At 68.1% G+C, this 13,559-nt stretch carries 11 protein-coding genes; 4 read left to right on the top strand and 7 right to left on the bottom strand.

The features are described 5' to 3' along the window. Nucleotides 1-5 precede the first annotated feature (5 nt). The gene (locus tag AC522E_RS15175) at nt 6-2,099 is read left to right on the top strand and encodes an ABC transporter ATP-binding protein/permease (RefSeq protein WP_500747094.1); all 2,094 of its coding nucleotides are present in this window, start codon (nt 6-8) and stop codon (nt 2,097-2,099) included. A 67-nt stretch (nt 2,100-2,166) separates the two neighbouring features. Here the strand turns inward: AC522E_RS15175 and AC522E_RS15170 are convergent, their stop codons facing one another. The 7 genes from AC522E_RS15170 to AC522E_RS15140 all read right to left on the bottom strand — a co-directional run bounded on the left by AC522E_RS15170 (nt 2,167) and on the right by AC522E_RS15140 (nt 9,903). Next, complete coding sequence (locus tag AC522E_RS15170; RefSeq protein WP_500747093.1) at nt 2,167-2,643, bottom strand: META domain-containing protein; 477 nt, start codon at nt 2,641-2,643, stop codon at nt 2,167-2,169. Between the two features lie 138 nt (nt 2,644-2,781). Continuing rightward, nucleotides 2,782-3,756, bottom strand: a complete 975-nt coding sequence (gene hisG / locus AC522E_RS15165) for an ATP phosphoribosyltransferase (protein WP_500747092.1) — start codon at nt 3,754-3,756, stop codon at nt 2,782-2,784. Then, nucleotides 3,753-4,877: an ATP phosphoribosyltransferase regulatory subunit gene (locus AC522E_RS15160; protein WP_500747091.1), complete on the bottom strand. Its 1,125-nt coding sequence runs from the start codon at nt 4,875-4,877 to the stop codon at nt 3,753-3,755. The genes hisG and AC522E_RS15160 overlap by 4 nt, the downstream gene beginning before the upstream one ends. Before the next feature lie 233 nt (nt 4,878-5,110). Beyond that, nucleotides 5,111-5,629: a hypothetical protein gene (locus AC522E_RS15155; protein ID WP_500747090.1), complete on the bottom strand. Its 519-nt coding sequence runs from the start codon at nt 5,627-5,629 to the stop codon at nt 5,111-5,113. A 114-nt stretch (nt 5,630-5,743) separates the two neighbouring features. Then, complete coding sequence (hisS, locus tag AC522E_RS15150; protein ID WP_500747089.1) at nt 5,744-7,228, bottom strand: histidine--tRNA ligase; 1,485 nt, start codon at nt 7,226-7,228, stop codon at nt 5,744-5,746. Nucleotides 7,229-8,148: 920 nt separating this feature from the next. Beyond that, complete coding sequence (aptA, locus tag AC522E_RS15145; RefSeq protein ID WP_500747088.1) at nt 8,149-9,498, bottom strand: omega-aminotransferase AptA; 1,350 nt, start codon at nt 9,496-9,498, stop codon at nt 8,149-8,151. A 183-nt stretch (nt 9,499-9,681) separates the two neighbouring features. After that, nucleotides 9,682-9,903 carry a heavy-metal-associated domain-containing protein gene (locus tag AC522E_RS15140; protein ID WP_500747087.1) on the bottom strand — a complete coding sequence of 74 codons (222 nt, stop codon included), beginning with the start codon at nt 9,901-9,903 and terminating at the stop codon, nt 9,682-9,684. A gap of 159 nt (nt 9,904-10,062) precedes the next feature. Here AC522E_RS15140 and AC522E_RS15135 point away from each other — a divergent pair, with 159 nt between their 5' ends. From AC522E_RS15135 to AC522E_RS15125, 3 genes are all read left to right on the top strand, one after another. Then, on the top strand, nt 10,063-11,415 hold the full coding sequence (locus AC522E_RS15135) for an EAL domain-containing protein (RefSeq protein ID WP_500747086.1): 1,353 nt from the start codon (nt 10,063-10,065) through the stop codon (nt 11,413-11,415). 147 nt (nt 11,416-11,562) lie between these two features. Continuing rightward, on the top strand, nt 11,563-12,444 hold the full coding sequence (locus tag AC522E_RS15130; RefSeq protein ID WP_500747085.1) for a TIGR01459 family HAD-type hydrolase: 882 nt from the start codon (nt 11,563-11,565) through the stop codon (nt 12,442-12,444). A gap of 118 nt (nt 12,445-12,562) precedes the next feature. After that, complete coding sequence (locus AC522E_RS15125) at nt 12,563-13,525, top strand: bifunctional riboflavin kinase/FAD synthetase (protein ID WP_500747084.1); 963 nt, start codon at nt 12,563-12,565, stop codon at nt 13,523-13,525. Nucleotides 13,526-13,559: the final 34 nt, after the last annotated feature.

The following is a 13,559-nucleotide window of genomic DNA, read 5'->3' as shown; positions in this document are numbered from 1 at the left end:
ATGTAATGGTGAAGGCCAGCCTTGCGGCGGGACTCCTCGGTCTTGCCCTGTTTGCCATTCAGATGGGCGGCGCCCCTCTGTCTCTTCTGCTGCCCCTTTCGCTGATCGGACTGGCCGCGGCCCTGTTCCTGTCGCGGGACATGCCGAAATACCTCAAGGTCTTCGTGAGTGTTCTGGCTCTGGTGCAGGTCATCATGGCTGCGCTTCAGCTCGCCGACGCCTTCGGTGTGATCACGGGCGACTGGGCGGGCTATGTGCCGCCGCCCTCCATGCCGATCGGCGCGACGATCTTCGCCTTTGTCATCCTTGGCGTCTCCCGCATCCCCGTGATCCGGAGGATCATGGGAATCGCCGATCGGTACTTCGATTCGACGGCGGCGAGCGAGATCCACATTCCTCTCATCGGCACGGTGCGGGCATCCGAGGGCGCCATCGGCACGGCGCTGCTCGCCTTCCTCGTTCTCATCAACCTGTCGCAGGTGGCGCTGAGCGTCCGGTTCAACTTCTTCAGCCGTGACATGTTCAATGCCCTCCAGGCCAAGGACGGTGCCGCCTTCTGGTATCAGCTCTTCTGGATCTTCGTGCCGTTGGCGGCGGTCTATATCTGCGTCGCGCTGGTCGAGATCGTTTCGCAATACGTGCTGCGGATCCGCTGGCGGGCGTTCCTCAACGGTCTCTATGTGCGCGAATGGCTCGGGGACGGAACCCATTATCGCATGCAGCTCGTGGGTCGCGAGGCGGACAACCCGGACCAGCGCATCGCGGACGACCTGCGCAACTACGTCGATCAGACCTATACGCTCTCCATCGGCCTTCTGAATCAGTCTGCGACCCTCGTTTCCTTCATCGCCATCCTCTGGGCCCTGTCGCGGGATTTCACCCTGCCGGGAACCGACATCCCGGTGCCGGGCCTGCTCGTCTGGGTCGCGATCCTCTATGCTGCGTTCGGTACCTGGCTCACCCATGTGATCGGCCGCCCGCTCATCGGGCTGTATTTCCAGCAGGAGCGGGTGGAGGCCGATTACCGCTTCTCCCTGGCGCGGCTGCGCGAATATACGGAGCAGGTCGCCCTGCTCGGTGGCGAGGAGGCGGAAAAGCAGGCGCTCGGACGGCGTTTCGACATGATCGTCGACAACTTCATGCGCATCGTCCGGCGCGTGATGAACCTCACCATCTTCCAGTCGGCCTACTTCCAGGCCAACGTGGTTGTTCCCTACATCCTCACCGCTCCTTACTACTTCATCGACAAGATCAGCCTCGGCCAGATGCAGCAGACGGTGGGCGCGTTCTCGAGCGTCCAGGGCGCGCTCGACTTCTTCATCACGTCCTATTCGACGATCGCGAGCTACAAGGCCGTGGTCGACCGTCTGCTGACCTTCGAAGCGGCCATCGAAAACGTGCGCCGGCGGGAGGCGGACGAGCATGTGGAGCTGGTTCCGTCCATCGACGGGGATCTGAAGGTGTCCGACCTCACCGTGGCGTTGCCCGAAGGGCGTCCTCTCATGCGCGCCGACGACGTCGCATTCCGCAACGGAGAAACGACGCTCCTGACCGGTCCTTCCGGATCCGGCAAGTCGACCCTGTTCCGCGCCATCTCGGGAATCTGGCCCTTCGGGGGCGGGCGGATCGAGATTCCCGACGGCCAAGGCATGATGCTCCTGCCGCAGCGCCCCTACATTCCGATGGGGTCCCTGCGCGCCGCCGTGACCTATCCGGGCATGCACGGGGTCTATGACGATGCGGCGATCCGGAAGGCCCTGCTGGCTGCGAAGCTTCCGGCCCTCGTCGACAAGATCGACGAGGAACGCGCCTGGGCGCAGACCCTTTCCCTCGGAGAGCAGCAGCGCCTCGCCATTGCGCGGGCCCTGCTGGCGCGGCCCGACTGGCTCTTCCTCGACGAGGCAACGGCGGCGCTCGACGAGCCGACCGAGGCCGAGATCTACGCCATGCTGAAGCGGGAACTGCCGGAGACCACCATCGTGTCCATCGGCCACCGGTCGACGCTTGCCGCCTTCCACGACCGGCGTATCGACATGCAGAAGCAGGAGGATGGCCTGTTCGCGCCCACGGACAAGCGGCAGCCTCAGCCGGCTGAGTGACGGGGCGCCCTGCCATGAAAAAGGCCGGCGCGAGGCCGGCCTGAACCCTGGGATGTGGCCGAGCGGCTCAGAGCGTCCGCTCGAAGCGCAGCTCGCCCCTCTGGGTCTTGATGGTCAGGATCGATCCCTGGATATCCCATTGCGCCGAGGTGCGCAGGGCGATGAGGAATTCCTGTTCGGTGGCCATGGCCGCCTTGTCGCAGCTCTTCTTCGTCAGGGCGAAGGGCCCTACGGCGAGCTTCTGCTCGCGCAGAGGATAGGCCGTCGCCGAATAGTTGTTGCACCCGCCGAAGCCCCGGGCGCGCAGCTGATCGTCCAGGGTAAAGCTGGGCCGGTCGCCGCTGAAGGGCTTGCCGTTCAGGCTGACGGCGGTCCAGTTCGAGCGCAAGGGGAAGACCTTGTCCAGCTGACCCGGCTGCGGGACCTTGCTGTCCACCGTACGCGTCGGACCGGCCGGACGACCGGGAACTGTCGATGTCTGGGCATAGGCGGCCGGCACAGCGGCGAGGGCGGCCAGGAGCGCCGCAAGTCGAAGCGCGTTCATGAGAACCTCATTCATCGAAGACGCCGGGACCATAAGGGGCCTTTGCCGCAGAGGCAACGCCCCATCGCATTGTTGTCCCGTTGCTTTGTGATCAACCACACGCTGCCTGAAGCCAGGATGAAAATTCGCTTCGAAGGATCATCCGAGCCGGTTCAGGAGGCGTTCGGTCAGGGCGTTGGTGGGGCGGAACAGGTAGTCGAAGGCGCGCACGGTGATGTTCTGCGCGCCCAGGTTCTGGAGACCGGCCACGATCTCGAAGACCGTCGATGCCCTGCAATGGACCACCGTTTCCCACCCCTTCGGTTCGCCGAAGGGAAGGGAGGCTCCGAGATCCTGGAGGATACCCGCAAGGCCGGAGGCCCGGGCGGGATCGAGGGCGGCGCGGATCTCGCGGCTCATGCGGGCCTCTTCCTCTGCGGCGATCCGCGTCAGGACGGTCGTGGCCGCCTCGCGTGCCGCGGGACTCCACGGAGCCCGGACGGAGGCGACGAGATTGGCTTCGGAGCGCAGCATGACCCCGTCGTCGAGCACCTTGAGGGCATTGGCCGTCAGGGTCGCGCCGGTGGTGGTGATGTCGACGATCAGCTCCGCCGAGCCCGCTCCCGGCGCCCCTTCCGTGGCCCCGAGGCTCTCCACGATCCGGTAATCCGCGATGCCCTTCTCGGCGAAGAAGCGGCGGGTGAGGTTTACGTATTTGGTCGCGACCCGCATCTTGTAGCCATGGCGGGCGCGGATGTCGGCGGCGACCTCGTCGAGGTCGGCCATGGTGCGCACGTCGATCCAGGCCTGCGGCACGGCGACAACCACGTTGGCATTCCCGAAGCCGAGCGGCGTCAGGATCTCCACGGCTGCATCCGCATCGGCGATCTGCTCGCGGATCAGGTCCTCGCCGGTGATGCCGAGATGGGCGGTGCCGGTGGCAAGCTGGTTGACGATCTCCGAGGCCGAGAGAAAGGCCACCTCTACATGGGGTACGCCGGCAAGGGTGCCGCGATAGTCGCGGGCACCCCGGGACTGGGTGAAGACGAGGCCTGCGCGGGCGAAGAAGGCGGCCGCATTCTCCTGCAGCCGCCCCTTGGAAGGCACGGCGATGATGAGGGGAGATTCGGTCATCGGGCGCTCCCTGCAATGCGGTCGAGCCAGAAGGAGCAGCCGACCGCCGGGATCGGCAGGGTGGCGCCGAGATGCTCGAGCAGCCGGTCGTAGCGCCCGCCGCCGACGACCGGCTTGCCGTCGCCCCGGCGCGGGTCCTGCACCTCGAAGATGAAGCCCGTGTAGTAATCAAGATTGCGCGCGAAGGTCGCGGCAAAGGAGAAGCCGCTCACGTCGAGGCCCCGCGCGGCCATGAATCCGGTGCGCTCCTCGAAGAGATCGAGCGCTTCCGACAGGTCGAGCCCGGCATCCCTGGCGAGTGTCCTGACCGCCTCCGCCGCTTGGTCCGGATTGCCGGACACGGACAGGTATCGCTCCAGCACCGCCCGCGCTTCGTCTCCGACGCCGCCACGGTTCGCCGCCCTCGCCAGGAAACGCTCCGCGATCTCGCCGGCGCTGCGCCCGCCGACACGGGCGATCCCGGCAATCGAGAGAATATCCTCCACGAAGGCCTTGGCGGCCTGTGGCGCCTGGCCCTCGATGGCGGCGAGAAGGCCGGCGTGTTCCGGCTGGCCCTGATGCTCCGGGTCGCGGAGCGCATCCAGTCCCTGTCCCGAGACGATGGCCCGGACGACCCGGCGCCTCGCGGCGGGCATCAGCCCCAGGGCCTCGACCAGCGCGTTCAGGAGGCCCATATCGCCGAGCCTGACGCGGCCATCGCTGAGACCGAGCCGCGCGAGGCCCTCCAGGGCAAGGCCGATGATGTCCGCGTCCGTTGCCGCAATGTCCTTCCGGCCGATGGATTCGAGGCCTGCCTGGAGAAATTCACCCGTCTCGTTCGGGCGCATGCGGAAGACCGGACCGCCATAGCTGTAGCCGGCCGGCTCCGCCCCATGGGTGCCGAGATGCCGGAGGCAGACGGGAATGGTGTATTCGGGCCGCAGGCACAATTCCGTGCCCGAGGCGTCCTGGGTGACGAACATGCGCCGCCGCATGTCCTCGCCGGAAAGATCGACGAACACGTCCGCCGGCTGCAGCACCGGAGGCTCGACACGCGCATAGCCCTCGCGCTCGAAAAGCGCGATCAGCGCAAGAATGGCATCCGTCTCTGTCACTGGCGTCGCTCGAACCCTCTCGGGCATCGGAGCTGAAAGTGCGCACCACCCTCAGGATCGATCCGATGCTTCCCTGTTGCCGAGCATCGTGTGCAAAACCGGATCCGCTTGCCCCACACGACGCTCTCGCCGCCTGCTCTCTAGCAATGCTTGGCCGGGAACGCGACCGTTTTCGACGGGAAGGGTGAACGGACGCGACAGTCCTGCGGACTTGCCGCTGGCCCCGGGGCACCTGCGCGCGCCCCGGGAGACGGCGCAGGTCAGGCGGACTTGTCGGACTTCTCGGCCTTATCCGATTTGTCGGACTCTCCGGTCTTGTCGGATTTGGCGATCTTGCGGGTGGTCTTGCGCTTGCTGTGATCGCTCGCGCGCTGGACAACGCGGGGCTTGCGGTCCGACGGGCCCGACGAGCGGGTGCCCTCGCTCTCGTCGCCCAGCAGCGAGGCGGGGAGGAACTGGCGCGCGGTCTCCGTCACCACGCCGGCCACGGCGCCGGCCGCCGTCTGCATCGCGTCCTTGGTCGCGCCGGCGGCCAGGGTGCTCGCCTCGGCCGTGGCGGCGCCGGCCTTCTTCGCGGGGCGGCTGCGGGTCAGCGCCGCCGCGGCGGCGCCGGCGGCGGCGATCAGCGCATCCGCCAGAAGCTCGCGTCCCAGATCGGAGTTCAGCATGTCCCTGAGGGGCGAGAATTTGCTCAGCGCCTTCGACAGCTTCTCGCTGGAATCCTTCTTGCCCTTCGACTTCTTGTCACTCGCGCTCTTCTTCGCCTTGGCTTTTGCCATGATGGACTCTCCTGATCGGTCAAGCTTGATAGCACAACCCGGGAGAGCGTTGGGGAGTTCCCGCTCCGTTGTCACACCAGGGGCGCCGCCGGCGAATCCGGAACGGCGTCGACCTCACCCGAAATGCCGGCCCAGAACCTCGCGCACGGCCTCGACGAGCCTGGTCTCGGGAACCGAGAACTGCGCCGGGCGGGCAGCCTTCCATTCCTCGTTCGAGGCGATGGCCTGAGCGGCTTTCGCGCCTTCGATCAGGTCCTTGATCTCGACCTCGCCGCGTTCGCGTTCGTTGGAGCCCTGGATGACGACGCAGGGGCTCTGGCGCCTGTCGGCATATTTCATCTGCGCCTTCATGCCGGACGAGCCGAGATAGAGCTCGGCGCGGATGCCCTCCCGGCGCAGGGTGGAGACCATGCGCTGGTAGACCGCGACCCGGTCCCTGTCCATGACAAGGACCACGACCGGGCCGGGTGTCTCCGCTCCGGAGACGATCGGGCTGTTCACCATCCTGAGCGCCGAGTACAGCCGCGAGACGCCGATGGAGAAGCCGGTCGCCGGCACGGGCTCGGACCGGAAGCGGCCCACGAGCCCGTCATACCGTCCGCCGCCGCCCACCGAGCCGAAGCGGACCGGGCGTCCGTCCTCGTCCTGGACCTGGAAGGTCAATTCCGCCTCGTAGACAGGGCCGGTGTAATATTCGAGGCCGCGCACGACGGAGGGGTCGATGACGATGCGGTCCTCGTAGCCCGACGCGGCGACGAGAGTGGCGATCTCGGACAGCTCGTTCACGCCTTCCGTCCCGCGGGCCGAGCCGCTCACGACCTGGTGGAGGTTCTCCACCGTCGCCGCATTCGTGCCGCCCTTGGCATCCGTGAAGGCGAGCACCCGCGCGATGGCCTCGGCGTCGAGCCCCGCGCCTTTGGTGAAGTCGCCGCTCTCGTCCTTGCGGCCCGCGCCGAGCAATTGACGCACGCCCTCCGGACCGAGGCGATCCAGCTTGTCGATGGCGCGCAGCACGGTGAGGCGTTGCGCAGCGTGCTGCTCTCCACCAAGGCCGATGGCTTCCAGCACGCCGTCGAGCACCTTGCGGTTGTTGACCTTGATCAGATAGTCGCCGCGCCCGATGCCGACCTTTTCCAGGGTATCCGCCGCCATCATGCAGATCTCCGCGTCCGCCGCGACGGAGGCGGCGCCGACCGTGTCGGCGTCGAACTGCATGAACTGCCGGAAGCGGCCCGGGCCGGGCTTCTCGTTGCGGAACACCCAGCCGGCCCGGTAGCTGCGATAAGGCTTGGGCAGGGCGTCGAAATTCTCGGCCACGTAGCGGGCGAGAGGCGCGGTCAGGTCGTAGCGGAGCGAGAGCCACTGCTCATCGTCGTCCTGGAAGGAGAACACGCCCTCGTTCGGCCGGTCCTGGTCGGGCAGGAACTTGCCCAGCGCGTCCGTGTACTCGACGAACGGTGTCTCGACCCCCTCGAAGCCGTAGAGTTCGTACGTTTCGCGGATCGCCGCGAGCATGCGCTCGGTCGCCGCGAGGTCGGCGGGTCCGCGGTCGGCGAAGCCGCGCGGCGCGCGCGCCTTGAGTTTGTCGGGCTTGGACATGGGTCAGGACAGCCGGCTTTTGAGAGAAAGGTGGGGCGTCCTAACCCGTGACGCGGGGAGGGGCAAGGGTTGTCGCGGCAAAGGGATCCGTCACGATCGTCAGGAAGGGATGTTTGAAACCGCCACGCCGCTTCGACCTCCGGGCTGTGGGCCCGGAGGGGAAGCAGGCTCGAGGGGGCGCGGTGTCGGCTCCGGCTCGGGTGGGATGGGAGTGAAGCGAAGAGCCGAAGCATCATCGCGCACGGTTCGTTGCGGCGGACAGGCGGCGCAAGGCTGGCCTGCTGCCCGGCGCGGACACCGCTGTTCGCGACAGCGGGCGGCGGCGGACCAACCGGCAGCCCCGGGCACAGCCTGGGCCCCCCGCCCGGCAAAGGCGGCGTGACCTTGCCTGCGGGACCGTTCCCACCGCCACACCAGCGACGCCTCGCGCGCGCGCCCCTCGCTGCGGCGGGACAGGTCATGATATAGCCTAGCTTGAGCGCGGCGTCAAGAACAAAGACGGAACAGCGGCCCGGCCCGGCTGAGGGTTCACAGTGGGAGGGCGGCGCCATCCGCGGCGCTTCCCGCTGCACTGGCAGCGGTGATGGGGTCCGGGCCCAGCGCTCTGCGCTGTCCCGGAATGACGAGGGCGGCCCGGGCATGACGGGGAGGGGAAAATAACAGGCCGGGAGCTCAGGGCGCCCGCCGCGTTTCCAGCGGCGCCGTCATGCCGGGACACACCGGCAGTGCGGGCCCGGAATCCATGGCCACGACGGGTCCAGGTCGGAGAGCCGCGAGAGCCGCTGCGCCTGTCCCCTCAGGCCCGGCGGTGAGGGATTCCGGGCGCTCGCTGCGCTCGCCCCGGCATGACAGCAGCGGTTCGGCACTGTTCCCCTCTCCCCACCGGGGAGAGGGTGTTCGCGTCCCCTCGTGGGGAGGGGTTACGCCACCTTCTTGATTACCCGCGCGATCTTGTCGGCGATCTCGCCGATCTGCTCCTCGGTGATGACGAGGGGCGGCGAGAGGGCGATGGTGTCGCCGGTGACGCGCATCATCAGGCCTTCCTCCTGGAAGCCCCGGTCCATGGCCTCGTAGGCGCGGGCGCCGACAGCGTCGGGGCGCGAGGCGAGGTCGATGGCGCCGACGAGACCGATGGTGCGGATGTCGAGGACGTTCGGCAGGCCCTTCAGGCCCTGGATCGCATCCGCCCAGACCGGCTCGAGGGACTTGGCGCGCTCGAACAGCTTCTCGTCCCGGTAGATGTCCTGGGCCGCGAGGGCCGCCGCGCAGGCGAGGGGATGGCCGGAATAGGTGTAGCCGTGGAACAGCTCGATGACGTGATCCGGGCCCTTCATGAACGTATCGTAGATGCCCTTGCGCACAAGGACGCCGCCCATGGGCACGGTGCCGGAATTCACGCCCTTGGCGAAGGTGATCATATCGGGAACCACGCCGTAGCGCTCCGCCGCGAAGGCGGTGCCGAGGCGCCCGAAGCCGGTGATGACCTCGTCGAAGATCAGCAGCAGGCCGTATTTGTCGCAGATCTGGCGCAGGCGCTGGAGATAGCCCTTCGGCGCCGGGAGGACACCGGTGGATCCGGCCATGGGCTCCACGATCACGGCGGCGATGGTCGAGGCGTCATGCAGGGCGACGATGCGCTCCAGGTCGTCGGCCAGATGCGCGCCCCATTCGGGCTCGCCGCGGGAAAAGGCCTGCTCTGCCCGGTTATAGGTATGCGGCAGATGGTCGACGCCGGCGAGCAGGGAGCCGAAGAACTTGCGGTTCGGCGCGATGCCGCCGACCGAGATGCCGCCGAAGCCGACGCCGTTGTAACCGCGCTCGCGGCCGATCAGCCGGGTCCGGCTGCCCTGGCCCTTCACGTTCCAGTAGGCCAGCGCGATCTTCAGCGCCGTATCGACGGCCTCCGAGCCGGAATTGCAGAAAAAGGCGTGGTCGAGATCGCCGGGCGCAAGCTGCGCGAGGCGGGATGCAAGGGCGAAGCCGCCCGAATGGCCGAACTGGAAAGCCGGGGAATAATCGAGCTCGGCGGCCTGGGCCTGGATCGCGGCGGTGATCTCATCCCGGTTATGGCCCGCATTGCAGCACCACAGGCCCGCAGCGCCGTCGATAACCTCCCGCCCTTCGGGCGTGTAGTAGTACATGCCCTTGGCGCGGGCGACCATGCGCGGCCGCTGCTTGAACGCCCGGTTCGCGGTGAAGGGAAGCCACCAGGCTTCGAGATCGTTGGGCGCTGAAAGGTCGTTGGCGACCCTGGATGGATGAGCGTTCATGGCTTTCCCCGGAACATGGATTCGCCGGGAGCCTAGAGCATTTTCAGGAAAAGTGGGAACCGGATTTCCGTTCGAAAAAGCGACGCATCGAAGACCTCGGAGCGGTTCGCAGTTCCACGACGGCGAATACGGCTCCTGCCGTGGACGGGAGCCTCATCCGGATGCGAGAGAGCGGCGATCGGATCAGCCCGTCATCGCCTGGGCCTCGTAACCGGCCGCGTTGAGCGCCTGCGCGACCTCGATGCTCTGCGCCCTGGTCGTCACATGGACCCGGCCATGGTCGAGATCGACCTCGACCCGTGCGCCGGGATCGAGGCGCTGGATCGCCTTCGTGACGGCGTTCACACATCCCTGGCAGGTCATGCCGTCGACCTGCATCAGCAGATCCTTGCGGGCTTCGTCCATCGGTCTGTCCTTTCATGCGCCGGGCGGGCGATGTCCAGATGCCGGAGCCGGCATCGGAAATCATGTCGTTTCGGAACAGTAACGCTTGCGGTCCGGGTCCGGGTCGGACAACATCGTTGCATCATCGATTCGCCTTTTACCACGGGAGCGGGGGCACCCATGGTCGAAACGGCCAAATGGCCTGTTTTCTTCAAAGTCCGGGGAGCGAAATGGTTCGCCGGCGCCTGCGGCGTGGCAGCGGCCGGGATCGCCATTGCGGCGGCCATCCACGCCGAGAGCCTGCTGCCGCTCGTCGTTCTCCTGAATATCGCGGCCTTGACCGTCACCGCCCTCTTCAGCCTGAGGGTGGACCGATCGTCGCGGGAGGCGCGGCAGGCGTCCGCCGACGTGGCGGCGCTGGCCGGCCGCGTCGGCAGGCTGGAGCGGCAGGGCCGGATCCCGGATGCCGGCGCCGGCCCCATCCTGCGCTCGACCATGGCCGAGGTGACCGGAACGGTCGGGCTGCTCGGCGGGGTTGTCCGCGAGCTCGCCCGCAACGTGGCCGCCCAGCACAGGGACGTCACGGATCTGAGGAGCACGCTGCAACCCGCCGCCGGCGGCGACGCGAACGGCCGGGCCGCGCTGCGGATCGTGCCGGAGCCGCGCGGCCCGACGTCCCGGCAGCCCGCGAGCGGAAGCGTCGAGCCGGAGCCGTCCCTCCTGCCGCAGCCGCGCTCCGGTCTCGGCGAGGAGCTCGGCCGGTCACGCGTGGTGCTCCAGGCCTTCGAGGCGGACGGAATCGAAGTGCACCTCCAGCCCGTCATCGCCCTGCCGGAGCGGAAGGTGCGTTTCTACGAGGCCCTTGCCCGCCTGCGGCTGCATGACGGCACCCTCGTCGGCCCGGGGGAGTTCCTGCCCATCCTGGAGCGGTTCGGCCGCGCCTCCGCCTTCGATCGCCGGATGCTGCTCCGGGCCGTCGCGGTTGCCCGTCATCTCGTCGCCCGCGGCAGCGAGGCCGTCGTCACGGTCAATCTCTCGCCGCACTCGCTGGCGGAAGCGGGCTTCCTGGCATCTGTCGTGCGCGTTCTCGAGGCCGCGCCGGAGGTGACCGGCAAGATCGTGCTGGAGCTGCCGCAATCGTGCTGGCAGGCCTTCGATGCGGCGCAGCGGGAGGCGGTTTTCGCCTTGTGCGGCCGCGGCGTGCCGCTCTCGCTCGACGGGGCGAAGAACCTTCATATCGACGTGCGGATGCTTGCCGAGCAGGGGGTGCGCTTCCTGAAGCTGCCCGCCGAGATGATCCTCGCCGCTGCCGGACGGGACGACGTTCGCGACATGGGCCTGCGTGATTTCGTGGCGCTCCTGCGCCGCTCCGGGGTCAAGCTCATCGCGGAGCGCGTGGACCGGGAGGAGATGGTGCCCGCTCTCGTCGAGCTCGGCGTGCCGCTGGCGCAGGGCTTCGTCTTCTCCGCGCCCCGCGCGGTCCGTGCCGAAGTGATGGGCGGGGCGCCCTCGGCCCTGCGGCGCGTCGGTTGACTTCACGGCCCCGAGGGCCTACCGCCGCCCCAGGATGCGCGTTCGGGCAAGCCGACAGAGGCCTGCCGCGGGAGCACGCCGACAACCCGATTCCGAGGGAGCGGTTCGGCCCATGAGGCGGAACGGCCTCCCGATCTGTGAGACCCGATGACCGTTTCGAACCGTCCCGCCCTCCTCGATGGGCTGCAGCCCATCGCCGGCCGTTACGACCTCATTCTCTGCGATGTCTGGGGCGTCCTGCACAATGGCGTCCGGGCCTTTGCGCCCGCCAGCGAGGCGCTGATCCGCTTCCGCGACGGAGGCGGACGCGTCGTCCTCGTCTCCAACGCTCCTCGCCCCGGCACCGCGGTCGGCACGCAGCTCGACGGGTTCGGCGTCCCGCGCCGCGCCTACGACGCCATCGTGACCTCGGGCGATCTCACGAGACTCGCCATCGAAGAGAGGATCGCGCAGGTCGTGCACCATATCGGCCCGCCCCGGGACATGCCGATGTATTATGGTCTCGATGTCCGCTTCGGACCCATCGAGGACGCCGACTACGTGGTCTGCTCGGGATTCGAGAACGACGAGCGCGAAACGGTCGAGGATTATCGGGAGCCGCTCGAAGCCATGCGGGCCCGGGATATCCTGATGGTCTGCGCCAATCCCGACCTCGTCGTCGAGCGGGGCAACGTGATCGTGCCCTGTGCGGGAACGATCGCGCTGGCCTACGAGGAGATCGGCGGCCGGGTCTTCTATGCCGGCAAGCCCCATGCGCCGATCTACGAACGGGCCATCGCCGTCGGCGCGCGCCTCAAGGGCGATGCCATCGCCAAGAACCGGGTGCTCGCGATCGGCGACGCCATCCGCACCGACATCGCCGGAGCCGCCGGCTACGGCATCGACTCGCTTCTCGTCGCCCGCGGCATCCATGCGGAGGAGCTCCGCGCCCATCAGGGTCCGCTCATTTCCCAGCATGTGCAGGACTGGGTCGACCTCCAGCCCGTCAAGCCGCAGGCGATCACCGACGCCCTGTCCTGGGCGGCGTGACGCGCCCCGGGGGGCATGCCCGCCCGCCGCGCCCGAATGGGACCGGGGAGCTTGTCCTTCTTGACCCCCGCCCAGCTTTTCGACAGGGTCGCCGCCATCGCAGCCCGCCCCAGGTCCCATGCCCTCCGAGCCATTCCCATCCCGTCCTTTCCCGGTCTGCCGTGATGGCGAGGCCGTGCCGGAGCGTTTGATCGGTGCCGTCGCCGCCATCGGCAATCTCGACGGGGTCCATCGCGGGCATCAGTCTCTCATCCGCCTGGCCCTGGAGACGGGCCGCCCGGCGGCCGTGGTGACGTTCGAGCCGCATCCGCGCACGTACTTCCATCCCGACAGCCCGGTGTTCCGCATCACCCACGAGCCGGAGAAACTCGCGGTCCTGTCGCGGCTTGGCCTCGCCGGGGCCTTCGTCAGGCGTTTCGATGCAGGACTTGCCTCCCTGACGGCCGAAGGCTTCGTCGACCTGCTGGCCCTGGAGCTGCGCCTCTCCGGCGTCGTGATCGGGCACGATTTCCATTTCGGCCGCGGACGCGAGGGGAACCCGGCCCGAATGGCCGCGCTGTGTGCCGCCCGCGGCCTCGATTGCCTGGTTGCGGAGGCCGTGAAGTCGGGAACCGATCCGGTCTCGTCCAGCGCCATCCGCACCGCCCTCGAAGCCGGCGATATCGCCGAGGCGAACCGGGAGCTCGGCTATCGCTGGTTCGTCCGCGGTGAGGTGCGCCACGGGGACAAGCGGGGCCGCCTGCTGAATTATCCCACGGCCAATATCCGCCTGCCCGACGATTGCCGGCTGCACTACGGGATCTATGCGGTGAGAGCGTCGGTGGACGGCCGCCTCGTCGATGGTGTCGCGAGCTTCGGACGCCGCCCCACTTTCGACAACGGCGCACCGCTCCTCGAGGTGCACCTGTTCGCCTTCGACGGCGATCTCTACGGCAGGACGCTGGACGTGGAATTCATCGACTGGATCCGCGGCGAGGAGCGCTTCGACGGCGTCGGGGCCCTGGTCGCCCAGATGGACCGGGACTCGGACGCGGCCCGGCGCCTGCTGGCGGCCGACCGGACCAGGTCGATGATCGGGTGATGGCCGCACTGAGGCCATTCCGCACCGCCGCAGG

This window comes from Microvirga sp. BF8 (assembly GCF_059888585.1).
This window is presented reverse-complemented; position numbering and strand designations above follow the sequence as displayed.